General features: G+C 63.9%; 22 protein-coding genes. 10 read left to right on the top strand and 12 right to left on the bottom strand.

Features of this window, described 5'->3' with window-relative positions:
* Positions 1-83: 83 nt before the first annotated feature.
* The 4 genes from P3G66_RS14215 to mraZ form a co-directional block, all read right to left on the bottom strand.
* A complete protein-coding gene (locus P3G66_RS14215) occupies positions 84-1,958 on the bottom strand; it encodes a penicillin-binding protein 2 (RefSeq protein ID WP_003941764.1) in 1,875 nt (624 codons plus the stop codon).
* Positions 1,955-2,599 carry a hypothetical protein gene (locus P3G66_RS14210; RefSeq protein WP_003941715.1) on the bottom strand — a complete coding sequence of 215 codons (645 nt, stop codon included), beginning with the start codon at positions 2,597-2,599 and terminating at the stop codon, positions 1,955-1,957. The genes P3G66_RS14215 and P3G66_RS14210 overlap by 4 nt, the downstream gene beginning before the upstream one ends.
* Entirely contained in the window at positions 2,596-3,609 is a 1,014-nt protein-coding gene (gene rsmH / locus P3G66_RS14205) for a 16S rRNA (cytosine(1402)-N(4))-methyltransferase RsmH (protein ID WP_007730079.1), read from the bottom strand. The genes P3G66_RS14210 and rsmH overlap by 4 nt, the downstream gene beginning before the upstream one ends.
* Positions 3,610-3,799: 190 nt before the next feature.
* Positions 3,800-4,231 carry a division/cell wall cluster transcriptional repressor MraZ gene (gene mraZ / locus P3G66_RS14200; RefSeq protein ID WP_003941779.1) on the bottom strand — a complete coding sequence of 144 codons (432 nt, stop codon included), beginning with the start codon at positions 4,229-4,231 and terminating at the stop codon, positions 3,800-3,802.
* A gap of 403 nt (positions 4,232-4,634) precedes the next feature.
* Here mraZ and P3G66_RS14195 point away from each other — a divergent pair, with 403 nt between their 5' ends.
* The gene (locus P3G66_RS14195) at positions 4,635-4,829 is read left to right on the top strand and encodes a hypothetical protein (protein ID WP_003941749.1); all 195 of its coding nucleotides are present in this window, start codon (positions 4,635-4,637) and stop codon (positions 4,827-4,829) included.
* Here the strand turns inward: P3G66_RS14195 and P3G66_RS14190 are convergent.
* Together P3G66_RS14190 and P3G66_RS14185 are read right to left on the bottom strand one after the other, a co-directional pair.
* Positions 4,826-5,272, bottom strand: coding sequence for a DUF3040 domain-containing protein (locus P3G66_RS14190; protein ID WP_003941660.1), 447 nt, complete (start codon positions 5,270-5,272; stop codon positions 4,826-4,828). The genes P3G66_RS14195 and P3G66_RS14190 overlap by 4 nt on opposite strands.
* 237 nt (positions 5,273-5,509) lie before the next feature.
* On the bottom strand, positions 5,510-6,061 hold the full coding sequence (locus P3G66_RS14185; RefSeq protein ID WP_225320059.1) for an SAV_6107 family HEPN domain-containing protein: 552 nt from the start codon (positions 6,059-6,061) through the stop codon (positions 5,510-5,512).
* 147 nt (positions 6,062-6,208) lie between these two features.
* Here P3G66_RS14185 and P3G66_RS14180 point away from each other — a divergent pair, with 147 nt between their 5' ends.
* The 3 genes from P3G66_RS14180 to P3G66_RS14170 all read left to right on the top strand — a co-directional run bounded on the left by P3G66_RS14180 (position 6,209) and on the right by P3G66_RS14170 (position 9,274).
* Entirely contained in the window at positions 6,209-6,814 is a 606-nt protein-coding gene (locus tag P3G66_RS14180) for an N-acetyltransferase (RefSeq protein ID WP_003941672.1), read from the top strand.
* The gene (locus P3G66_RS14175) at positions 6,811-8,409 is read left to right on the top strand and encodes an NAD(P)/FAD-dependent oxidoreductase (protein ID WP_193595222.1); all 1,599 of its coding nucleotides are present in this window, start codon (positions 6,811-6,813) and stop codon (positions 8,407-8,409) included. Before P3G66_RS14180 ends, P3G66_RS14175 begins: the two co-directional genes overlap by 4 nt.
* A gap of 70 nt (positions 8,410-8,479) precedes the next feature.
* Positions 8,480-9,274: a DUF3153 domain-containing protein gene (locus P3G66_RS14170; RefSeq protein ID WP_075833434.1), complete on the top strand. Its 795-nt coding sequence runs from the start codon at positions 8,480-8,482 to the stop codon at positions 9,272-9,274.
* A 47-nt stretch (positions 9,275-9,321) separates the two neighbouring features.
* On the opposite strand, the gene P3G66_RS14165 is transcribed toward P3G66_RS14170, so the two are convergent.
* A complete protein-coding gene (locus tag P3G66_RS14165; RefSeq protein ID WP_003941803.1) occupies positions 9,322-10,311 on the bottom strand; it encodes a methylenetetrahydrofolate reductase in 990 nt (329 codons plus the stop codon).
* A 170-nt stretch (positions 10,312-10,481) separates the two neighbouring features.
* On the opposite strand from P3G66_RS14165, the gene P3G66_RS14160 reads away from it, so the two are divergent.
* From P3G66_RS14160 to P3G66_RS14145, 4 genes are all read left to right on the top strand, one after another.
* Positions 10,482-11,621 carry a polyprenyl synthetase family protein gene (locus tag P3G66_RS14160; RefSeq protein WP_080726734.1) on the top strand — a complete coding sequence of 380 codons (1,140 nt, stop codon included), beginning with the start codon at positions 10,482-10,484 and terminating at the stop codon, positions 11,619-11,621.
* Positions 11,622-11,623: 2 nt separating this feature from the next.
* Entirely contained in the window at positions 11,624-13,216 is a 1,593-nt protein-coding gene (crtI, locus tag P3G66_RS14155) for a phytoene desaturase family protein (protein ID WP_193595221.1), read from the top strand.
* A 98-nt stretch (positions 13,217-13,314) separates the two neighbouring features.
* On the top strand, positions 13,315-14,892 hold the full coding sequence (locus P3G66_RS14150; RefSeq protein ID WP_003941737.1) for an alpha-(1->6)-mannopyranosyltransferase A: 1,578 nt from the start codon (positions 13,315-13,317) through the stop codon (positions 14,890-14,892).
* A 10-nt stretch (positions 14,893-14,902) separates the two neighbouring features.
* Positions 14,903-15,898, top strand: coding sequence for a phytoene/squalene synthase family protein (locus tag P3G66_RS14145; protein WP_276116739.1), 996 nt, complete (start codon positions 14,903-14,905; stop codon positions 15,896-15,898).
* On the opposite strand, the gene P3G66_RS14140 is transcribed toward P3G66_RS14145, so the two are convergent.
* Positions 15,867-16,235: an Rv2175c family DNA-binding protein gene (locus tag P3G66_RS14140; RefSeq protein WP_003941747.1), complete on the bottom strand. Its 369-nt coding sequence runs from the start codon at positions 16,233-16,235 to the stop codon at positions 15,867-15,869. The two genes, P3G66_RS14145 and P3G66_RS14140, sit on opposite strands and share 32 nt — an antisense overlap.
* Before the next feature lie 319 nt (positions 16,236-16,554).
* Between P3G66_RS14140 and pknB the strand changes: the two genes are divergently transcribed.
* Positions 16,555-18,618: a Stk1 family PASTA domain-containing Ser/Thr kinase gene (pknB, locus tag P3G66_RS14135; protein ID WP_003941667.1), complete on the top strand. Its 2,064-nt coding sequence runs from the start codon at positions 16,555-16,557 to the stop codon at positions 18,616-18,618.
* 27 nt (positions 18,619-18,645) lie between these two features.
* Positions 18,646-19,074, top strand: coding sequence for a protein-tyrosine phosphatase family protein (locus P3G66_RS14130; RefSeq protein ID WP_003941706.1), 429 nt, complete (start codon positions 18,646-18,648; stop codon positions 19,072-19,074).
* An 83-nt stretch (positions 19,075-19,157) separates the two neighbouring features.
* Here P3G66_RS14130 and P3G66_RS14125 read toward each other — a convergent pair whose 3' ends face one another.
* The 4 genes from P3G66_RS14125 to P3G66_RS14110 all read right to left on the bottom strand — a co-directional run bounded on the left by P3G66_RS14125 (position 19,158) and on the right by P3G66_RS14110 (position 23,133).
* Complete coding sequence (locus P3G66_RS14125) at positions 19,158-20,543, bottom strand: 3-deoxy-7-phosphoheptulonate synthase class II (RefSeq protein ID WP_007730070.1); 1,386 nt, start codon at positions 20,541-20,543, stop codon at positions 19,158-19,160.
* 90 nt (positions 20,544-20,633) lie between these two features.
* Complete coding sequence (locus tag P3G66_RS14120) at positions 20,634-21,125, bottom strand: polyadenylate-specific 3'-exoribonuclease AS (RefSeq protein WP_003941683.1); 492 nt, start codon at positions 21,123-21,125, stop codon at positions 20,634-20,636.
* 66 nt (positions 21,126-21,191) lie between these two features.
* On the bottom strand, positions 21,192-21,998 hold the full coding sequence (locus tag P3G66_RS14115; protein WP_047270098.1) for a lysophospholipid acyltransferase family protein: 807 nt from the start codon (positions 21,996-21,998) through the stop codon (positions 21,192-21,194).
* 94 nt (positions 21,999-22,092) lie between these two features.
* Entirely contained in the window at positions 22,093-23,133 is a 1,041-nt protein-coding gene (locus tag P3G66_RS14110) for an ROK family protein (RefSeq protein WP_020969875.1), read from the bottom strand.
* Between the last annotated feature and the right edge of the window lie 75 nt (positions 23,134-23,208).

The following is a 23,208-nucleotide window of genomic DNA, read 5'->3' as shown; positions in this document are numbered from 1 at the left end:
GCGATGAATGAGGTTACTGCGACGTTTGAGATTACCGTGTCCGGGATTCACCCGAAGACCGTGTCGAAACCGACACACCGCAATCAGTCCGCCTGCAACACCAACTTGCGACCGGGGTCCGGCGACATCGGGACACTGTCACGCTGGAGCATCCACGACGCGATGTTGTGGAACAACGGTGCCGCCGACTGACCGCCGCCGCCGTCCACGCCGCGAACCGGTGCGTCGAGCATGATTCCGATCACGAATCGAGGATTGTCCGCAGGCGCGATTCCCGCGAAGGTGATCCAGTAGTTGGAGTTGGAGTAGCACTTGCACGCGGGATCCACCTGCTGCGCGGTCCCGGTCTTTCCACTGACCTGGTATCCCTCGACGCCCGCGGCAACACCGGTTCCTCGTTGGTTGCCGGTGTCTTCCTGAGTGACCGACCGGAACATGTCCCGAACAGTCGCCGCTGTCTGGGCGCTGACCACCTCGACGCCCTCGGGCTGCGGCGTCTCGGTCCGCGTGCCGGAAGAATCGACAGTCGACTTCACGATCCGCGGAGGAATTCGCACGCCGTCGTTGGCAATGGCCTGGTACATCCCGGTCATCTGCAGGGTTGTCATCGAGAGACCCTGCCCGATCGGCAGGTTCGCGAAGGTTCCGCCGGACCACTGGTCGCGACTCGGAACGCTGCCCGCGCTCTCGCCGGGAAGTCCGACGTCGGTGCGTTGTCCGAGGCCGAACCTGTTCAGCATGTCTGCGTAGCGATCCTCGCCCACTCGCTGAGCGAGCATCAAGGTGCCGACGTTCGAGGACTTTCCGAATACACCGGTAGAGGTGTACGGGGCCACACCGTGATCCCACGCGTCCTTGACTGTGGCACCGGACATCGTGATGCTGCCCGGGACCTGCAGAACTTCGTCCGGAGTTGTCTTACCGTCCTCGATGGCCGCTGCTGCGGTGACGATCTTGTTCACCGATCCGGGCTCGAACGGCGTACTGACCGACGGATTGCCCATTTCGGCTGTCGGCGCGTTCTTGTCGATGCCGATTGCGGGGTTGAAGGTGCTGTCGTTGGACATGGCCAACACCTGTCCCGTCTTGGAGTCCATGACCACAACCGAAGCGTTCTTTGCGCCCGACTTGTCCTTGGCGATCTGGACCTGCTGCTGAACGTAGAACTGGAGGTCCGAATCGATGGTCAGCTCGACACCCGAACCGTTGACTGCCGGTTGCTTGTCACGCCAGCTGCCGGGGATCACAGCGCCGTCGGAACCGCGGTCGTACGTTTCGGATCCATCGGTTCCGGCGAGCGTGGAGTCCATCGAATCTTCGAGACCGAGCAAACCGTGCCCGTCCCAGCCGGTCGCGCCGACGAGATTCGCGGCCAGAGAGCCACCGGGGTACTCGCGGATGTCCTGACGCTCGAGGCCGACCTCCCGGAACTTGTCCGAGATCTCGGCAGCAACCGCCGGATCCACGCTGCGCGCGAGGTACGTGAAAGTCTCGTTGCTGTTCATCTTCTGAAGCAGATCTTTTTCCGGAACGGTATCGCCGAGCTTGGCGTGGATTCCGGCGGCGATCTCGGCGAGGCGATCGCTCACTTCCGGCGCCTGCTTGTCACCCTCGGCGCCCTGCTCGATGCTCTTGGCGCGCGCTTCCTCGAGTTCCTTGCGTACCCGCACCGGCTGGAAAGTCAGCGCCTTGGCTTCCATGGTGAAGGCGAGGGGGTTTCCGTTGCGATCGGTTATCGAGCCACGTACAGCCGGATCGACCTGCGTCGTGGTTCGTTGATTGGCAGATTCCGCAGCCAGACTCGGCGCGTCGATTCCCTGAATCCACAAGAGCTGCAATGCCGCAACGGCGAGCGCACCACACATGGTGATACGACCGACTCGCTGACGAAACGGAAATGAGGCGGTGGCCGAGCGGCGCGGACGCCGACCGGGGTTGTTACGGGAGTTCTGACTCACCGACGTTCCTCAGGCGGAGCAGGCACCGCCGTCGTGGTGGCGGGTGCTGTCGTCGTGGGGATCACAGGAACCAATTGTTCACTCTGCGCGAGGTTTCGCGTGTTATTCGGAACGCTCGGCGTGGCTCCGGGAGCAACCGGCGTTGTGGTGCGCGGGGGTGTCGCAGTCGGTGCGGGCACCGATGTGGGCGCATCGAGCGGCGGCATAGCTCCGGCAGTCGCGGGAGTCGGCGTTCCGACGACCTCGACCGAACCGTCCGGATGAACTACCAGTCGTGCAGGATCCTTGGCGGGGACCATGCCGAGAGCGCTTGCCTGATTTGCCAACTCCGGAGCCGAGTTACGCGACTGGAAGTCACGTTCGAGCGCTGCTTTCTGCTCGACCAAAGACTGGTTGTATGCACGTGCATCACTGAGTTGGTACGAATCCTCGGCAGCGCGAGTGGTCAGCAGCAGAGTCACCGCGAGACCGATGGACAGAAGTCCGATGACGGAGGCCACGAACGGCACTCTCCCCTTGAGCATCGCCCGAGGAGAGATAGACGGGCCGGCAGCAGCGACAGTTCCGGTCCGGCCTGCCGCCCGTGCGGTGCGCTTGTCGTATGCACGTTGCGCTGCACCGGATTTGCCCTGACGACTCATGCCCGCCTCCTGGAAATGCGTTCTGCGGCACGCAAACGCACCGGAGCTGATCGTGGGTTCTCTTCGATTTCCTGCTCTGACGCACGTTCTGCGCCACGGGTGAGAATGCGGAACTCCGGTCCCATACCCGGCAACTCGACCGGTAGTCCTTCAGGACTGGTGGACTTCGAGCGGGGAACCAACTCCGCCTTCACAACTCGATCCTCGAGCGACTGGTAGGACATGAACACCACTCGCCCACCGACTGCCAGTGCGTCGAGCCCGGCAGGAACGGCTGCACGAAGCGAATCCAACTCGGCATTGACTTCGATCCGCAGCGCTTGGAAGGTGCGCTTGGCCGGGTGTCCCCCCGTACGCCGCGTGGCTGCCGGGATTGTTCGGTACAGCAATTCGACCAGAGCTGCACTGGTGGTGAAGGGTTCACGCTCACGCTGCCGAAGGATCTCGGACGCAATCTTTCCCGCGAACCGTTCTTCGCCGTACGTGCTCAGAATGCGAGCAAGGTCGCCGTGACTGTAGGTGTTCAGGACCTCTGCCGCGGTCAGCCCGACCGTCTGATCCATCCGCATGTCGAGAGGAGCGTCGATCGAGTACGCAAAACCTCGGTCGGCTTCGTCCAACTGCATCGACGACACACCCAGATCGAAAAGGATCGCGTGAACCGACTCCGTCGACGGTAGACCTGCCTGTTCGAGCGCGTCCTCGATCCCGTCATACGTGGTGTGCACGAACGTCGTTCGGTCCGCGAATGGCGCCAGACGCTCGGAAGCGATCCGGAGTGCGTTGGTGTCGCGATCGAGACCGATGAGGTGAAGGCCCGGGTACTTGCCCAGGAAGAATTCGGAGTGGCCACCGAGCCCCAACGTCGCATCGATCATGTATGCGCCCGCTCCACCGTCACCGACGGCGGTGATGGCAGGGCCGAGAAGATCGTCGGCGCGGTGCAGAAGTACAGGGACGTGCGCGAAGCCATCGGCATCCGAGGGTTCGTTCACCTCGTGATCCACCATGATTGCTCCGGCTCCTACTTTCATGATTTCCGATGACTTTTCGAAAAGGTGCTGACTTTCCGAGAAGGCGATGACTGTTCGAGAAGGCGAATGCTTCGAGGTCCCTGCCCGAAGGAGAACCTGGCGCTGGGGAAGTGCGTCAGGGTCTTTCCGGGCAGAGGCCTCGCGGCATTCGCCGGGGGCTCTTCGCCTAGACGATCTCGCTGAGAGATTCGCCTGTTGCCTGCGAATAGTCCTCTTCGTTGTCTCCGAGATACCTCTCCCAGGCTGCTAGATCCCAGATCTCGAGGTAATCGACGGAGCCGGTCACTACGCATTCCTTGGACAGGTTTGCGTAACGCCGATGATCAGCCGAGAGGGTGATTCGCCCCTGGGCATCGGCGTGCTGTTCATCTGTGCCGGCGGCCAGGGCACGGACATACGCCCGAGCTGCCGGATCATTGCGTGGAGCTGCCGCTGCCTTTCGAGCAAGCTTGACGAACTCGTCCCGGGGGTAGATGGCGAGGCTGTGATCCTGACTCTTGGTGATCATCAATCCTCCTGCCAGTTCGTCTCGGAACTTTGCCGGCAACGTGAGCCGACCTTTGTCGTCGAGCTTCGGCGTGAAGGTACCGAGGAACACTCGACACCTCCTGCGAGCTTGCGCTGAAACCCTCCCTATCGAGCGGATCGTGCTTCAGCTCTCCGCCCGAACCCACAGTACCCCACTTTCCCCCACAAACAAGGAGCACATGGTCCCTATTCAGCATCATTTGCTGATAAATAGCAGGTCAGCGCAGGTGGGGAGACGTGGGGGAAATTTGTAACCGTGTCCCGGCCCACACCGCCGTCAGATCGACCCTTTACGCCACGATCGGTTGCTCCCCCACACAAAATCGCAGTACAAGCGCGGTTTTCGAATAGACGTGAGCGGGACGAGGTCTGGTCGTGCGTTGCAGTTCGACCAGGGTGGAGGAAAGTGGAGGGCCGAGTGGAGCGAAGTGGAGGAAGCCCGCGGGCATGCCCTGAGGCAGCAGGAGTGGCGAGTGATTCGCTCGCACGTCACTGATTCACTCGATGGATTGCCGGCGCACACGTACAACACCCACAGCAACGGCGTGTGGCGGTCGGCAACCTTGGTTGCCGACCGCCACACGTGTGGTCGTCCGTGCCCTGAAGAGGGCGTCACGTCCGAACTGCATCACTCTCGAAGTACGCCCGAAGAAGGGCGGGAGAGCTAGTCCTGCTCGAACCTGCGTTTGAATCGATCTTCCATCCGCGACGAGAATCCGCCGCCGGACTTCCGGCCGCGTCCCCGCCCGGATCCGCCGGCACTACCCCTACCCGGCGGACCGGAGGGATGATTGCCACCTTCGGAAGCGGAGTCGGCGGCCGGCGCAGACTTACGTCCACCACCCCAGAGGAACAACACCCCTGCGCCGAACATGAACAAGAAACCGAACAGGCTGATGATCGGAAAACCGCCCGGCTTGAGCGGGAGTGCAACCCCCGCGATCAGCAGGACCAGACCCAGCACGAATAGAGCCGCTGCTTGGAACCGCCGTCTACTCGACGGCGCCCGCATACGGCCGCCCCTCACATTGGAGGCGAACTTGGGGTCTTCGGCATAGAGAGCGCTCTCGATCTGATCGAGCATGCGCTGCTCGTGCTCGGAGAGTGGCACGGTACCTCCCCCGGCACTGGAAGTTTGGCAACCACCCCACGGTGTGAGGCGGCGGGTAATCAAGTTGGACGATTACCTGTTTTCATAATACGAGCAGTTTAGGTCTCGGACCACCAACTCCGGGTACGAGTTCCGCCACAAGCGTACGTATTCGTGCCGAAGGGCCCCGATTCGGCTCCATTTGCCTGTGCGGACCAGGAAATTCCCCGGAAACAACTGCCGACACGGACCATTTGTTCACGACGCTCGCAAATGCTCGGACGCGTCCTGACCGATGAAATCTTCGACCGCCGTGAGAAAACGGCCGACCTCGGCGAAGAATGCGTCGGAATCGGAGTCCGTGATCACGATCGACACGCCGGTTTCCACGGCCGCACGCGTAGCGGACCACCCTGCGAAGAATTTCGACCACGCTCCGAACGCGGGCGCTGCGGCGTCCATCAGAACCCACGCGTTTCCACTTCGCTTGCGCTTCGAGCCGGCACCGGCAGGAGCTGCGGCCAACACTGCCCCGGCACCACGTAGGGCCGCCAGGTAGGCACACCGGAACCGGTCGGCAGGATCGCCCGCCCCAATCGCTTCCTCTAAAAGCGCATCCGCCTTCCGGAGCAGCCCCCACGCCACACCGGACTTTCCCACTCGAGCAGTGCGGTCGCTGGCGTCACTCGCGCCGAAGGACCGCCTCGCCGACATCGGCAATCGAGAAATTGCGGCATCCGACGGACTCGACAACTCGGCAGGAAGAGTTCGTTGGCACTTCACACGTTCAGGCTTCACACGCTCGGACATCGGGGCACCTCCTGCACCGTGAGGATCCAAGACCAGGTGGTCCGGAGATGCCCGCTTCCCTTCGGGCATCTCCGGATCACCCACATCGAACATCTGTTCGACCTATTCAATATAACTGCACCCACCGACACGCCGTCAAGAGAAGAGGTGAGACCGGTCGACCCGCAGATCGCCTGGACACCACATACGGTCGACCTCGATCGCGCAGAATTCGCGAGTCGACTCCACGAGGCACTGGCCGTGTACGTCACCGCGATGGACTATCCGCGAGGAACCGAGTTCCATCGCGCACCGATGTGGCAGGAGCACGCGAACCGGCCTGGCTGGAAGGCAGTCGGCGCTTTGGCGGTTCCTCAGCAACCGTCACACGAAAATCTGCCGCTGGTGGGGATCGCTTACGGGTATCGCGGGAGCCCGGACCAGTGGTGGCATCAACAGGTACTGCACGGGCTTCGGCGCTCGGGTCGTCCCCAGAGCGAGATCGACGCGATTCTGAGCGACTACTTCGAACTCACCGAACTCCACGTGCATCCGAACGGACAAGGTCACCGGTTGGGCGAATCGCTCTTGCGTCACCTCCTCGTCGATCGACCCGAACGCAGTGTTCTGTTGTCGACACCCGAGGTGTACGACGAGGACAACCGAGCCTGGCGGCTGTACCGTCGCCTCGGCTTTCGTGACGTGCTCCGCAGATTTCGTTTTGCCGGCGACAACCGGCCGTTCGCAGTCCTCGGCCGTGGACTCCCACTGTGAGCGCGCTTCTCGACGCCGTCGTCGTCGGCTCCGGACACAACGCGCTCGTATCGGCCGCCTACCTCGCACGCGAGGGTTGGTCGGTCGAGGTTCTGGAGAAGGACACGGTTCTCGGCGGCGCAGTCTCGACCGTCGAGCGATTTCCCGGATACAAGGTGGACCGGGGGTCGTCGGCACACCTCATGATCCGACACAGCGGCATCATCGAGGAACTCGGACTCGGCGCGCACGGACTGCGCTACATCGACTGTGACCCGTGGGCGTTCGCGCCGCCCGCCCCGGGCACCGACGGGCCGGGCATCGTGTTTCACCGCGACCTCGACGCAACCTGCTGGTCCATCGAACGAGCATGCGGGACAAAGGACGCCGACTCCTACCGGCGATTCGTCGCGGTCTGGTCGGAGCGCAGTCGATATGTCATGAAAGCGTTTTCCGCACCGCCCACCGGATCGAACCTGATCGGTGCGTTCGGAGGTCTCGCCACCGCACGCGGCAACAGCGAACTGTCTCGGCAGTTCCTCGCGCCTGGCGACGCACTGCTCGACGAGTATTTCGACAGTGAGGCACTCAAAGCAGCGCTTGCGTGGTTCGGCGCCCAGTCCGGGCCTGCGATGTCGGAACCGGGAACCGCTCCGATGGTCGGCTTCGCGGCCCTCATGCACGTCTTGCCGCCAGGGCGAGCAGTCGGTGGAAGCGGCGCACTGAGTGCTGCGCTGGCCTCCCGGATGGCTGTCGACGGCGCCACCGTCGCGCTCGGTGACGGCGTGACGTCGATCCGCCGAAACTCGAGTCACTGGACCGCCACAACCGAGAGCGGTCGAGAAGTTCACGCTCGCAAGGTAATCGCCGGGTGCCACATCCTGACCACGCTCGACCTCCTGGGCCGAGGGGGCTTCGACCGGACCACGCTCGATCACTGGCGGCGGAAAATCAGGGTCGGCCCCGGCATCGGCGCGGTACTTCGACTGGCGACATCTGCGCTTCCGTCGTACCGCGGCGACGCCACGACACGGGAAAGTACCTCGGGATTGCAATTACTCGTCTCCGATCGCGCACACTTGCGCACTGCACACGGCGCAGCACTGGCGGGGGAACTTCCTCCTCGCCCTGCGGTTCTCGGAATGAGTTTCAGCGGAATCGATCCCACGATCGCCCCGGCCGGTCGGCATCAGGTGACACTGTGGTCGCAGTGGCAACCGTATCGCCTCAGCGGACATCGCGATTGGGCATCGGTCGCCGAGGCGGAGGCCGACCGGATCGTCGGCGAGATGGAGGCTTTCGCACCCGGGTTCGCCGATTCCGTCCTCGACCGATTCATTCAGACTCCCCGGGACATCGAGTCGGAATTGGGGATGATCGGCGGAAATGTCATGCACGTCGAGATGTCACTCGATCAGATGATGTTGTGGCGACCGCTTCCGGAACTGTCCGGCCATCGCGTTCCGGGAGCAGACGGGTTGTATCTGACCGGAGCATCGACTCATCCCGGTGGCGGTGTGTCCGGAGCCAGCGGTCGCAGTGCGGCTCGAATCGCACTGTCGGACAGCCGCCAGGGCGCGACTCGTCGTTGGATGCGTCGTTCGAGCAGGTCGTGAAGGTCACCCGCCGAACTTCACCCGCCGACACGCCCCCGCCTCGATGACTGGCTACGCCACGGCTGGCACGATGACCACTGTGCAACAGTCCACCGATCCCGCCGCCAAGCCGACCAGTCGGAAACGTTTCCTGACGGTTGCCGCGCTCGCCCTCATGCTTGTTCCCTTGCTTGCCGGGTGCATCCGCGTGCAGGTGTCGATGGGAGTGTCCGCGAACGATCGTGTGACCGGACAGGTGGTAGCTGCCGCTATTCCGGCGAACGAGGCGGACAAGGGTCCGCAGCTGACCCCACCTTCGTCGCTCGAGGACAAGATACGGGTTCAGGAGTACAAGAAGGACGGGTACGTCGGCAGCCAGGCGTTCTTCAGCGACTTGTCCTTCGGTGACGTCGCCCAACTGGGCTCCATGTACGCCGAGGGGTCCGGGTCGTTCCAGATCACCCTCAAGCGATCCGGGGACACCGTCACGCTCGACGGCAAGGCAGACCTGAAGACGGTTCCAACTCAGGGCGCCGACGTCCAGGTCAGCATCGCCTTCCCGGCACGGGTCGGCACGACCAACGGAACACGAGACGGCGATTCCCGGGTGTCGTGGACCTTGCCCGCCGGCGAGGTGTCGACAATGCGCGCCGAGGTCAACTACGCGGACCCAAGCACCCGAAGCTTCGCCGGGTGGGCAGGAATCATGGCCGGGCTGGCGCTCGGTGTCGCGATTGTCGTCGGTGCGATGGCCTGGATGGCGCGCAATCGAGCACCGATCAAGCGCGCGCCCGCCGCGAAAGCACCGGTCATGAAGACGCCTGTCACGAAATCACCTGTCAGCAAGCAAGCTGACAACAGGAATCCGAAAAACACCGCGAAGTAGCGCCTGGCGATTGCCCCCTTGATTGGTGTCGAGCGGGGCAACCGGGATCAGACGGCTTGTGCTGTCCCGACAGAGGTGTCGGGGGTGAGACCGAGTCGCTCGAGGACCTCACTGGTGGCGCGCGCGAAGTTCAGCGTGATGAAGTGCAGGCACGGAGCGCCTTCGGCGATCAACCGCTCACCCATCTCGGTGGCCAGATCGATGCCGAGTTCGCGGACCGCTGCACGGTTCTCGTCCGGACCGCTTCCGGCCGCGGCGTCGAATCGACGCTCGAGAGCGGGGGGCAATGACGAGCCGGAGAGCTCGAGCATGCGCCGCACCGAGCGTAGCGACGTCACCGGCATGATCTCCGGGATGATCGGCTTGGCGCCCTGTTCTGCGTCGTACGCACTCACCCGGTCACGAAGACGCAGGTAGTCCTCCACGTCGAAGAACATCTGAGTGATCGAGTACTCGGCGCCGGCACGCAACTTCGACACCAGGTACTTCGTGTCGTATGCCAAGTCCGGAGCGCGGTAGTGCCCCTCGGGGAACGACGCGACGCCGACGTGGAAGTCGCCCAGGTCACGGACCATCCGCACGAGTTCCTCGGCGTACTCGACGCCTTCGGGATGCTTCTTCCACTCGCCGAGCGGATCGCCGGGCGGATCGCCGCGCAATACGAGGATGTTGCTGATCCCACGATCGGCGTAGGCACCGACCATGGCGCGAAGCTCTTCGGTGCTGTGTGAGACAGCAGTCAGGTGAGCAACCGGCAGCAGGGTCGTCTCTTCGGCAAGTTCGCCGGTGACACGCACCGTACGATCGCGCGTCGAGCCACCTGCGCCGTAGGTCATCGAGACGAACGCCGGTCCGAGCCGCTCGAAGGTACGCACCGCACGCCACAGGCGCGCTTCGGCGTCCGCGTCACGCGGCGGCGAAAACTCGACCGAGAACGGAATACGGCTACCTGTCGAGGAAGCGATCCGATCGACGATCGACGGTGTTCGGGTGGCCCACCCCTCGCTGGAGCGGCCCCTGACTGGATCGAATGTCACCGGTCAAGCATATGTTTTCCAGCTGCAAACAAGCTCATCGCCCAGGACTGCGTATCCCGAATGTCAGGATCACGCAGTTCACGGCCCGACCCGCCGTTGATTCCAACCCCCACTAAGCTGGGCTCCAAGCTCGCTTCCGTGTAACCATCCGGCGCGAGAACATACCGATCTTGGAGGCCACCCTGTCCGCAGGAACCGCGCGCGTTGGACAGAGTTCGACCAACACCGCACCGCATCCGACCTCACTCGAACTGCCAGGTCTGTTCGAAGCAGCGCTCCGCGACTTCTTCGCTTCACGCCGCGAACTCGTCTCGAACATCGGCGGTGGATACGAGGAGGCCGTCAGCACCCTCGAGGCCTTCGTCCTGCGCGGAGGAAAGCGCGTCCGACCGTCGTTCGCCTGGACGGGATGGCTCGGCGCCGGAGGCGACCCGAACGGTAAGGGCGCAGACGCGGTGATTCGTGCGTGCGCCGCCCTCGAACTGGTGCAGGCCTGCGCGCTCGTCCACGACGACATCATCGACGCATCCACGACCAGGCGCGGCTTCCCGACCGTTCACGTCGAATTCGAGGACCAGCACCGAGACGAGGAGTGGAGCGGCGATTCCGCGCACTTCGGCGAGGCCGTCGCCATTCTTCTCGGCGACCTGGCCTTGGCCTGGGCGGACGACATGATCCGAGAATCCGGGATCAGCCCCGAGGCGGCCGCACGTGTCAGCCCGGTCTGGTCGGCAATGCGCACCGAGGTGCTCGGTGGCCAATTCCTCGACATCAGCAATGAAGCCCGAGGCGACGAGACCGTCGAGGCAGCCATGCGGGTCAACCGCTACAAGACCGCCGCGTACACGATCGAACGCCCACTGCACCTCGGCGCCGCACTGTTCGGTGCGGACGCCGAGTTGGTCGATGCCTACCGGACCTTCGGCACGGACATCGGTATCGCCTTCCAACTTCGCGACGACCTGCTCGGTGTCTTCGGAGATCCGTCCGTCACGGGCAAACCGTCGGGCGACGATCTCATCGCCGGTAAGCGAACTGTCCTGTTCGCGATGGCGCTTGCCCGCGCCGACGCCGCAGATCCGGCGGCAGCAGAACTGCTCCGCAACGGAATCGGCACGCAGCTGACCGACACCGAGGTCGACACTCTGCGCCAGGTGATCACCGATCTGGGCGCCGTCACCGACGTCGAAACGCAGATCGACACCCTCGTCGAGGCAGCTGCGAACGCCCTCGACTCGAGCACGGCAACGGCAGAGTCCAAGGCTCGCCTGACCGACATGGCGATCGCGGCCACGAAGCGAAGCTACTGACCGTGGCACACGTGCACCGCACTCGAACCGTCAGCTCGCCGACCGATCGAGTCGTGATCGTCGGCGCGGGACTTGCCGGACTGTCTGCGGGGTTGTATCTGCGTGGCGCCGGCCGCGACGTCACGATTCTCGAGAGCAACAGCTCGGTCGGTGGGCGAGTCGGTGTCTACCAGGGCAATGACTACAGCATCGACAACGGCGCAACGGTGCTCACGATGCCCGAACTCGTCGAAGACGCCCTTGCGGCCGTCGGCGCCGACCCAGCCTCGACAAACCCCAAATTCGTTGTGCACAAGCTCGATCCGACGTACCACGCGCGATTCGCAGACGGCACCGCTCTCGATGTCCACGCCGACCCAGAAGACATGGCTGCCGAGGTCTCCCGTGTCTGCGGGCCGGAAGAAGCGCAGCGATACCGTGCGTTGCGGCAATGGCTGAACCGGATCTTCGACGCGGAATTCGACCGCTTCATGGACGCCGACTTCGATTCTCCCCTCGGACTGGTCAATTCGCGTGACGCAGTCAAAGATCTGAGCCGGCTCGTCGCACTGGGAGGATTCGGGAAACTGGGCGGGCAGGTGGATCGCAAGATCCGCGACCCTCGCCTCCGGCGGATCTTCACCTTCCAAGCGCTGTATGCGGGCGTTGCTCCGTCTCGGGCCCTCGCGGTGTACGGGGCGATCGCTCACATGGACACCTCACTCGGCGTCTACTTCCCCGAGGGCGGAATGCGCACGATCGCCGAGTCGATGGCCGACGCCTTCACCGAGGCCGGCGGAATTCTGCATCTCGGCCGCACTGTCGAACGCCTCGAGGTGAGCGGACGGCGCGTGCACACCGTTCACACACGCGACGGCGAGCGCTTCGACTGTGACGCCGCCGTCCTCACTCCCGACATGGCCGTCACGGACTCGCTGTTGCGCCCGCATACGCGATTGCGTCCGCGCCCGGTGCGTACATCGCCGTCCGCTGTCGTGATTCACGGCACTGTTTCCTCCGCGGTCGCCGACGAATGGCCCGCGCAGCGACACCACATGATCGACTTCGGCGAGGCGTGGAAGCGTACCTTCTCCGAGATCACGGCACGCCGCGGCCGCGGGCGGCTGATGAGTGATCCGTCACTGCTCGTCACCCGACCGGCACAGACCGATCCGAGCCTGGCCTTCTCGCGAGACGGCCGAATCCGTGAACCGCTGTCAGTCCTCGCGCCGTGCCCGAATCTGGACAGTGCGCCGCTCGACTGGGAAGTTCTCGGCCCGGCCTACGTGCGTGAAATCATCCTCACGCTGCAAGAACGTGGCTATACGGGACTGGTGGAGGGGTTCGATATCGATCACGTCGACACCCCGCAGACCTGGCTCGAAAAGGGCATGGCCGCGGGTAGCCCGTTCGCGGCGTCACACACCTTCACCCAGACGGGGCCGTTCCGACGCAAGAACCTCGCCCGCGGCTTCGACAACGTCGTTCTCGCCGGATCGGGAACCGTTCCGGGGGTGGGAGTACCGACCGTTCTGCTGTCCGGACGGCTCGCCGCCGAACGTATTACCGGTACACGCGAGCGAGCCAGCGCGGTGGGCACTCGTGCGAGCAACTAAACTGGCCCCTCGTAACCGACCATTCATCCACGATTCACCGACTCGGGCGCTGCATGCGCCGATCGACACCGATCTCCTCGGGGGAGGAACCTGCACCGATGACGTCCTCTGCCGCAGCCACTGAAAGACCGTGGCACCTAAGGGCCGCCAATTTCCTTCGGACTCCCGAAGGTCACAGTGCACTGCTCGGTTTCTTCGGCGCAGTCATGATCACTTTCGGCGGATTCGGTGCCGGCAGCGTCCGGCGCCAAGATCCGCTGCTCGAGTCGATGCATCTGTCCTGGCTCCGTTTCGGCCACGGATCGATTCTGTCGGCGGCCATCGTCTGGATCGGTGTCCTGTGCATGATCGCCGCCTGGGTTCGACTGGGCCGCTCGACTCTGCGCGGTGACGTCTCGTTGCGCGGATTGCGCTACGTCGTCCCGGTCTGGACGTTTCCGCTGCTGTTCGCGGTGCCCATGTTCAGCCGTGACGCCTACTCCTACCTGGCGCAAGGCGCGTTGTTGCGCAACGGCTTCGACCCCTATGCCGTCGGCCCCGTCGTCAATCCGGGAATCCTGCTCGACAACGTCTCAAACGTGTGGACGACGACAACTACCCCGTACGGTCCGGTTCACCTTCTCCTTGCCGACGCCATCGTTCGGCTGACCGGTGAGAACGTCATCGCCGGCACGATGCTGTTGCGGATCACGATGCTGCCCGGACTCGCCCTGATGATGTGGGCCGTTCCCCATCTCGCGACGAAGCTCGGCGGAAACACCTCGATCGCCCTGTGGCTCGCAGTACTCAATCCCCTCGTCCTGATCCACCTGATCGGCGGCGTTCACAACGAGATGCTCATGGTCGGCCTCATGGCCGCAGGCATTGCGCTCGCTCTCGAACGCAAGCACCTCTTCGGGATCGGGCTGATCGCGCTCGCCGTCGCGATCAAGGCAACCGCGGGCGTCGCACTTCCCTTCATAGTCTGGATCTGGATGATCCACGAGCGGGAGGACGCCGCAGCGGCCGGGCGAGAACCGGCGTCACCGATCCGATCGTTCGTCAAAACGGCCGGCGCAGGTTTCGCGGTGTTCGTGGCGGTACTCGGATCCACCTCACTGATCGCCGGAGTCGGCCTCGGCTGGACGACGGCACTCTCCGGTTCGGCAAAGATCATCAACTGGCTCTCGCTGCCCACGATCGTGGCGCACATCGGAACCATGGCAACCTCCTGGTTCGCCGGCGACCATTTCAACGACATCCTCGAAGTCTCCCGGACCATCTCGGCGGTTGTGTTGATCGCGATCATCGCCGTCGTGTGGTGGCGCTACCGCAAGACCGAGCGCGACGCCGTCATGGGCATCGTGATCGTGATGGTCGCCATCGTCGTTCTGTCCCCCGCAGCACTCCCCTGGTACTACTCCTGGCCGCTGGCAGTAGCTGCCGGTTTCGCAATGTCGCCGACGACTCTCGCCGTACTGACCGGGCTGTCCACCTGGCTGATGCTGGTGTTCCAGCCAGACGGATCGATCGGCCTGTACACCTTCCCGCACGTGGCTCTGGCCATCGTCGCTGCCGTGATCGCGGCGATGTCCTTGCAGACGGAAGACCCACTGCGACTTCGTGGACGCAAACACGAGAAACCGATCGAAATGACGTCAGCCGCCTCGGCGCCCTCGACGTCAGGATCTGCGTGATCCGCGTGTCATGAACGCACTGCCTGCGTCCTATGAATTCTGCGAGGGCGTGACGAGGGAACACGGCCGAACGTACTTTCTGGCCACCCGGTTGTTGCCCGTACCTCGACGCCGCGCAGTTCACGCGCTCTACGCATTTGCTCGCGTCGTCGACGACATCGTGGACGAACCCTCGGGTCCGCATGAACGAGGCACGGTGCTCGCCGACGTCGAACGTGCAGCCGTCACCGCACTCGACAACCCCACTGCGACAGGTGGCTTCCCGTCGACGGTTCCCCTCGACCTGACACGCGTACTCCCTGCCTTCGCCGATGCTGTGAAGACGTTCGACATTCCGCGTGCATACTTCGACGCCTTCTTCGAGTCCATGCGGATGGACGCCCCCGACACGGCGAAGTTTCGACCCGTTTACAACACGATGGACGAACTCAGCGAGTACATGTACGGCTCTGCCGTCGTCATCGGTTTGCAGATGCTCCCGATTCTCGGAGTGAGCGTTCCGCAGCAGGAAGCGGTAGTGCCCGCGTCGAATCTCGGTGAGGCGTTTCAGCTGACCAACTTCATCCGCGACGTCGGTGAAGACCTCGACCGGGGACGTCTGTATCTACCGGCGGGCGAGTTCGCCGCATTCGGGGTCGACATCGAGATGCTCGAGCACGGGCGCAGAACCGGAACGGTGGACGTTCGGGTCAAGCGCGCGCTGGCACACTTCATTGCCGTGACGCGGGGGCGGTATCGGACCGCCGAATCCGGCATCCCGATGCTCGACCGACGGGTCCAGCCGTCGATCCGCACGGCTTTCGTGTTGTACGGAGCAATTCTCGACCAGGTCGAGCGCGCCGACTTCCGGATACTGCATCGACGTGTGTCCGTTCCCGGGCGCACTCGACTTCGAGTCGCTGCGCCGGGTCTGGTCCGGTCGGCAACCTACGCGGCGAAAACCGCATGCGGTGAGTTGTCAGAAGGCCGGCAGCTCAGAAAGCCATGGCCTGTGCGCGGCGGATGACCTCACGCGCGAGATCACCATGCAGTGCGTCCACCGGGCGCCCCGGCAGGGAATCGTCGGCCAGGAACAACCAGCGGAGGATTTCGACATCGGTGTAGCCGCCGTCGTGCAGCACCGCCAGCAGACCGGGCAGCCACTTGACGATCTGGCCGTCCTCGCCGAAGAACACTTCGGGGACACCGAGAACGCCATGCCGCTTGACTGCGATGATCTTGTGATCGCGAAGCAACTGGTGAACCTTGCTCACCGGCAACCCGACGTTCTTCGCCACATCCACCAGCTGGAACAGGGAAACCGAAGAATCCAGGACATCATCACAATAAGGAATCGCGCTCACCGCGAGAAGTTTATCCGGTCCGGCGAGCCCGCTGTGTACCGCCCGGTGCAGTGCTCGAAACTGCCGCTCCGCTCAGGTCACAGCGCTCTGTGACGTTCTCGAGACTTCCGCGTCGGTATCGCTGGCTACGATGGACGGGATGCGGCGTATCAGTAACCGGGATTTCGCGGTGGATGTGAATCGGTGCCCTCACTGCGGGAACCGGTACGCGGTATACAACCACCCACATTGCTGACAGCTACCCCCCAGACCGCAAGCAGACAGATCACAAGCACGCAGATCGCAAGCACGGAGGAATAGTCATTACGGAGGTCGAGGGTTGATCGGCGAAATGCTCGAGCGCCGCTATCGAGTGGACGCACCGATCGCGCGCGGCGGTATGTCGACCGTGTATCGAGGCCTCGATACACGGTTGGATCGACCTGTCGCGATCAAGGTGATGGACCCGCAATTCGCCGGCGATCCAGCGTTCCTGACTCGTTTCGAGTTCGAGGCCCGGGCCGTGGCCCGACTCAAGCATCCGGCCCTTGTGGCCGTCTACGACCAAGGCAGCGATCGCAATCACGTGTTCCTCGTGATGGAACTCGTCGACGGTGGAACCTTGCGTGAACTCCTTCGTGAGCGAGGACCGATGCCGCCACACGCAGTCGCTGCAGTCGTGGCACCTGTCCTGGACGCGTTGGCGGTGGCGCATCGAGCGGGACTGGTTCACCGTGACGTCAAACCCGAGAACATCTTGATCTCGGACACCGGCGAAGTGAAGATCGCCGACTTCGGATTGGTGCGTGCAGCTGCGGCAGCAACCACCACCTCCAACAGCGTGATCCTCGGCACCGCGGCCTATCTGTCGCCGGAACAGGTGACGTCAGGAATTGCCGACACTCGAAGCGACGTCTACTCGACCGGTGTGTTGATGTTCGAACTTCTCACCGGTACAACACCGTTCACCGGCGATACGTCACTCTCCATCGCCTACCAACGCATCCACGACGATGTCCCGCGCCCAGGTTCACGTATCCCCGGTGTACCGGCGCAGTTCGATCGTCTGGTTGCCGAAGCCACTCACCGCGAGCCCGCACATCGTTTCGCCGACGCCGGTGAGATGGCAGCTGCACTTCGCAGTGTGAGCGAGCAACTGGAACTTCCGTCATACCGCGTTCCCGCTCCGCGTCGAAGCGCCCAGCACCAGAGCGCGCAAGTTGCCCCGGCCCGGCCACAACCGGCGCCTGCGCCTCCCACGGAGGTACACCCGAACTCTGCTGCGCGCCCGAACCCTGCTGCCACGACGGTATTGGCGTCCGGCGTGGCCCCGGCTGTGGCAGCCACCACGGCGCTCGGCACGGGCTCTCCTCCCCCTGGCGGTATCCAGCACACTCGCGCGGTCACCGCACAAACTGCTCGTCCGGCGACGGTCGACGGCGACTCGGATTTCGACGACGGTTCCGATTTCGGCGACGACCACCCGGGGCACGACGATCCGCATGCTCATTTTGTCGAGGCACGACGCAAATCGCGACGAGCCACCCTGATCTGGCTGCTCGTCATCGCGGTCCTCGCGCTCGCGTTGGGCTTCGGCGGATGGTGGATGGGCTCGGGCCGCTATACAGCCGTTCCCTCGATCGACGGGCTGACCAAGGACACTGCGGTCACCGCTCTGCAGGACGCCGGGCTCTCCCCCGACGTCCAGGGTCAGTACTCCGACGCCCAACCCATCGACACGGTGATCGGGACAGACCCGGCCTCCGGCTCGAGGGTTACCAAAGGCTCGACCGTCGCGCTGCTGACTTCGCTCGGGCGTCCGACTGTCCCGCCCATTCCGGCCGGCGGCGACGTCTCGGCCCTGGGCGCACAACTCGCCGACCGCACTCTCGTCGCGGTCGACGGCGGGGACACATTCAGCTCCAAGATCCCGATCGGCGGCGTGGCCGCGCTCGACCCGGCACCGGGAACCGAAGTTGCCGTGGGCTCCTCGGTCAAGGTCATCACATCCAAAGGGTCACCGCCCGTGGACATTCCCGATGTGAAGGGCATGTCCGAGAACGCTGCGCGCGCCGCCCTCGACAAGGTAGGCATCTCAGTCAGCACCACCAGAACAACGTTCGACGACGCCGTCGAGGGCGGTAGCGTGATCGGCACCGATCCCGCAGTCGGGTCCTCCGTCAACGCCGGCACCTCCGTGGTTCTGCTCATCTCCGATTCCGTCAAGGTTCCCTCGCTGATCGGCCGCTCCGTCTCTTCAGCACGCGAAGAACTCGGCCGCCTCGGCCTCGAGATCACCGTGCGTCAGCTCACCCAGAACGACAGCTCGGTCATCATCAGCCAGAGCGTCAAGAACGACCTCGTTGCCAAGGGCACCGACATCAGCGTCGTCGCAATTCCCTGACAGTCCGCTTCGGCCTAATCTGAATTCATGGCCACGTGGGAACCCGAGAGCATTGGGATACTCGACTTGCCGTCGGGGAGATCGATTCGGGGTCGAGGACTCCGCAATCCACTTCCTTCCGGACCTCTCCCCACCTTCGGCGTCTATCTGACCGGCAAAGAACCTCCCGACACCGAGTGGGAGTCGGAGTGGGTCCGCTGGCGAGATTTCTGGTTGCCGAGCGATCCCGATGCGCTGCGCAGGGCCTTGCACGAAGTGTGGGTGCGCTCGGAAACCGAAAGAGTCGAGATCGCGTGCGGTGGTGGATACGGCCGCACCGGAACAGCGTTGGCCGCTCTTGCCGTCATGGACGGAGTGCCCAGTAAGGACGCCACCGCGTACGTTCGCGCACGTTACTCACCTCGCGCCGTCGAAATGCCCTGGCAGCGCCGATTCGTCACACGATTCACGCAATAGCGAACGCCCCCACCTGCGCGAGCGGGTGAGGGCGTTTGCCGAAAATCAATGCCGGCGCGAATCAGCTTCGGCGAAGCAAGGTTTCAGCCTCGCAGCATCTCGGCCACGAGGAACGCGAGCTCCAACGACTGTTGGGTGTTCAATCGGGGGTCGCACGCCGTCTCGTAGCGACCGCCGAGATCGAGGTCGGAGATGTCCTGCGCGCCGCCGAGGCACTCGGTGACGTTCTCACCGGTCAGCTCGACGTGGATGCCACCCGGATGCGTGCCGAGACCGTTGTGGACCTCGAAGAATCCCTGAACCTCGTCGACGATGCGGTCGAAGTGGCGCGTCTTGTACCCGGTGGAGGCTTCGTGGGTGTTGCCGTGCATCGGATCGCACTGCCAGATGACCTGGTGACCGGTGGCTTGGACCTTCTCGATGATCGCCGGCAGCAGGTCGCGGACCTTGCCGTTGCCCATGCGCGAGATCAGAGTCAGACGACCTGGCTTGTTGGTGGGGTCGAGACGCTCGACGTATTCCACCGCCATTTCCGGCGTCGTGCTCGGGCCGATCTTGAGGCCGATCGGGTTGGACACCAACTCGGCGAAGGCGATGTGCGCGCCGTCGAGCTGACGAGTGCGGTCACCGATCCAGAGGAAGTGAGCCGACAGGTCGTAGAGCTTGGGGTGATCGCTGTCGTTGTCGAGACGCAGCATCGCGCGCTCGTAGTCGAGAACCAGGGCCTCGTGGCTGGCAAAGATCTGTGCCTGGTGCAGGCTCGGATCGGTGACGCCACACGCGTTCATGAACTGCAGGCCGCGGTCGATCTCGGCTGCCAGTTGCTCGTACCGTGCGCCCGCGGGAGACGCTGCGACGAATTCGCGGTTCCAATCGTGCACCTTGTGCAGGTCGGCCATGCCGGCGCCGGTGAGTGCGCGAACCAGGTTCATCGCGGCGCTGGCGTTGGCGTATGCACGCACCAGTCGCGAAGGATCGTGGGCGCGGACTGCCTCGTCGGCGACGAGCGAGTTGATCATGTCGCCGCGGTAGGACTTCAGACCCAACGAGTCGATGTCGGCCGAGCGCGGTTTGGCGTACTGGCCGGCGATGCGAGCGACCTTGACGACCGGCATCGAGGAACCGTAGGTGAGCACGACGGCCATCTGCAGCAACGTGCGGATGTTTCCCTTGATGTGCGGCTCGGTGTTGTCCGCGAAGGTCTCGGCGCAGTCACCGCCCTGGAGCAGAAATGCCTCACCACGCGCGACCTGCGCGAGACGCTCTTGCAGCGCCTCGACTTCGCTGGCCACCGTGATGGGAGGCACGCTCTCGAGCACAGTCCGCATGGCGGCCGCCTGGTCAGCGGGCCACGAGGGCTGCTGAGCAGCGGGCTTCGCGAGCGCCTCGTCGAGCTGCTTACGCAGTCCGGCAGGCAGCGGCGGGAGTTCGGGCAAGCGGTCGATCGGCACGTCGACAGTCCAGTTCACCTCTACAGGATATTCGCTCGCTCGTCGGCGCGTCACACAGGCTCTCGATCGCAGCCCAATCGGAACACTTCCCGCGCACCGAAACCTGGGTCAGCGAAGTGACCGTGCAGCCGAAATGGCGTCGAACTTCACGAGGTTGTGCCTGGCGTCGGCAAGTGCGTCGTGTGCGTCGGCGGGCGCCGACGGGAGGGCAGGACTGCCGTTGTCTTCCCAGAACTGTCGGAGTTCGCGGGTGTACCGCGGCATCGACTGCGGTAGTTCCGTCATGTCGCCCCACAACTGGCACAGCGCGACGTGGTCGTAGGCGGCGACCCACGCCCAGAGCTCCGGAACCACCATCGGCCGCGGAACGAAGAATTTCAGAAGATCGTCGCGGATCTTCTCGCGTGATTTCCACAGCGGCGACGAAGGCTGCGGCAACTTCGGCAGCACGTTCTTGCGCACCCAACTACCGGCACGGGCGGGATCGAACTCCGTCGAAACCGCGTAGTACTCTCGGCCGTCCTCACAGACAACGCCGATGGACACGAGATCGATGGTTCGACCGTCTTCGATGAATTCACAGTCGTAGAAGTAGCGCACGTCCGAAAACTATGCCGCACGCGCAGGCTCTGGAGCCAATGCGCGTGCGGCCGGTGTGGGAAATCTCTAGCTGGCTTGTGCGTCCGGGAGCGAATCCTTGTCGGTCTTCGCGGATTCCTTCGACTCGGCCGAGGCCACGAGATCGACAACCGACTCGCTGCCTTCCGCCGGAACGTCGACGGCAGCTTCGGGTTTCGTGGGCGCCTGGTTCTTGAGGCTCGCCGCGTAGATGTCCACGTACTCCTGGCCGGAGAGTTTCATCAACTTGTACATCACCTCGTCGGTCACAGCGCGCTCGACGAAGCGGTTTCCGCCCATGCCTTCGAAGCGGGAGAAATCGATGGGTTCGCCGACGATCACGGTGACCTTGGCGGGACGCCACATCCGTGAGCCGATCGGATTCATCTTGTCGGTGCCGACCATCGCTACCGGGATCACCTTGACGCCCGATTCAAGTGCGAGGCGCGCCATTCCGGTCTTGCCTTTGTAGAGGCGACCGTCAGGCGAGCGCGTCCCCTCGGGGTAGATACCCAGCAGGCTGCCCGAACCGAGGACCTTGAGACCGGCGTTGAGTGCATCCTGCGCCGCGTCTGCACCGGTTCGGTCGATGGGGACCTGACCGACCGCGGTGAAGAACCACTTCTGGAAAGCGCCCTTCAGACCGGAACCGGTGAAGTACTCACTCTTGGCAAGGAACGTGATGCGGCGGTTGACGCGAAGCGGAAGGTAGAACGAGTCCAGAACCGCCTGGTGATTGCTGGCCAGAATGGCCGCCCCGTCAGTCGGAATGTTCTCGTGACCCTTGACCGTCGGACGCCCGAGCAGCCAGAGAATCGGCCCCAGCAACACATACTTGAAGAGCCAATACCACACGGCGTCCCTCCCATTCACAGCTGAATTTCGCTGAGTACGACCTTACTGCCGACCGGTAACCCCCGCTACACACGCCCCTGCAGGATCGACCCGATCACAGTCCGGCAGACGTGGTTCCAGCGCCGTCGACCCCACCGAGATCCTGAGGCACTACCGATCGGGCCAAAGCGGCGGCGCCGACCATGCCCGCAGCTTCGCCCAGCTGAGCGGAACGGATGCGGGCCAGTGGGCGGTGCTTCGCCCCGGTCAACAATGTCGCGTATTGCTCGCGGGCGTCGTCGAGAAACAGTGGGGCAGAACTCGCGACGCCGCCGGCGATCACGACCAGATCGGGATCGTAGACGTCACCGACCATGGCCAGACCCACGGCCAGCCAACGGGTGAACTCGGCGATCGTTGCAAGCGCGAGTGGGTCACCGTCCTGCGCGGCGTTGGCGATCCGGCGACCGGTGAGCGAACCAGGATCCACCGCTACCTCACGCGCCAGGACCGTCGACGCGGCCGGGTCGGCGGCAAGCAGTTCGATTGCCGTGTCGACGAGCGCCGTTCCGCTGCAATAGCGCTCCCAACACCCACGTTTGCCACACGCGCACTGACGCCCGCCCGGAACGACCTGGATGTGGCCCAGTTCGGGGGCGACGCCGTGACTCCCCCGGTACAGCTCACCGTTGATCAGCAGCGCACCACCGATGCCGGTCCCGATTGCCACCATCACGACATTGCGGCCACCTGCGGCCGCGCCGAATCGGTGCTCCGCGAACGCCGCTGCATTGGCGTCGTGTTCGAGAACGACCGGCAAGCCGAGCCGCTTGCTCAAGTCACTTCCGACCGGCGCGTCCACCCATGGCAAGTGCGGAGCGAACCGAACCGAGCTTCGATCGGAGGTGATGAAGCCGGCGACCGCCAACCCCACGGCCGATACCTCGTGCCTGGTGACCAATTCGCGCACGACGCGATCGAGACCGTCTTCGAGTGCCCTGGCCGACTGCGGGGTCGGGGCTTGAATCATCTCGAGCACTTGTCCGTCGACGTCCACGACGGAGGCCCTGATACTCGTCCCGCCGACGTCGATGCCGACCGTCAAGATGTCGTCCATGGTGGAGTCGGAGACCGCTTTCAAGCGGCGCGCGCTCATCGCGACGATTCCCGCGCGAGCGGCGTCCGCTGGAGTGCGCACCCTGAATCGGTGCCTCGTGCGTCGGTGACCATT

Source organism: Rhodococcus sp. C3V, assembly GCF_029269915.1.
Classification (GTDB): Bacteria; Actinomycetota; Actinomycetes; order Mycobacteriales; family Mycobacteriaceae; genus Rhodococcus_F; species Rhodococcus_F qingshengii.
Note: the sequence above shows the minus strand (reverse complement) of the source record. Positions and strands in the feature narration are given on the sequence as shown.

What these genes read in the sequence shown, in the direction of transcription:
- P3G66_RS14210 (WP_003941715.1), bottom strand. Translation starts at nt 2,599, where the DNA reads ATGAGTCGTCAGGGCAAATCCGGTGCAGCGCAACGTGCATACGACAAG.
- rsmH (WP_007730079.1), bottom strand. Translation starts at nt 3,609, where the DNA reads ATGGTGGATCACGAGGTGAACGAACCCTCGGATGCCGATGGCTTCGCG.
- P3G66_RS14185 (WP_225320059.1), bottom strand. Translation starts at nt 6,061, where the DNA reads ATGTCCGAGCGTGTGAAGCCTGAACGTGTGAAGTGCCAACGAACTCTT.
- P3G66_RS14170 (WP_075833434.1), top strand. Translation starts at nt 8,480, where the DNA reads ATGACCACTGTGCAACAGTCCACCGATCCCGCCGCCAAGCCGACCAGT.
- P3G66_RS14150 (WP_003941737.1), top strand. Translation starts at nt 13,315, where the DNA reads ATGACGTCCTCTGCCGCAGCCACTGAAAGACCGTGGCACCTAAGGGCC.
- P3G66_RS14145 (WP_276116739.1), top strand. Translation starts at nt 14,903, where the DNA reads ATGAACGCACTGCCTGCGTCCTATGAATTCTGCGAGGGCGTGACGAGG.
- P3G66_RS14130 (WP_003941706.1), top strand. Translation starts at nt 18,646, where the DNA reads ATGGCCACGTGGGAACCCGAGAGCATTGGGATACTCGACTTGCCGTCG.
- P3G66_RS14110 (WP_020969875.1), bottom strand. Translation starts at nt 23,133, where the DNA reads ATGAGCGCGCGCCGCTTGAAAGCGGTCTCCGACTCCACCATGGACGAC.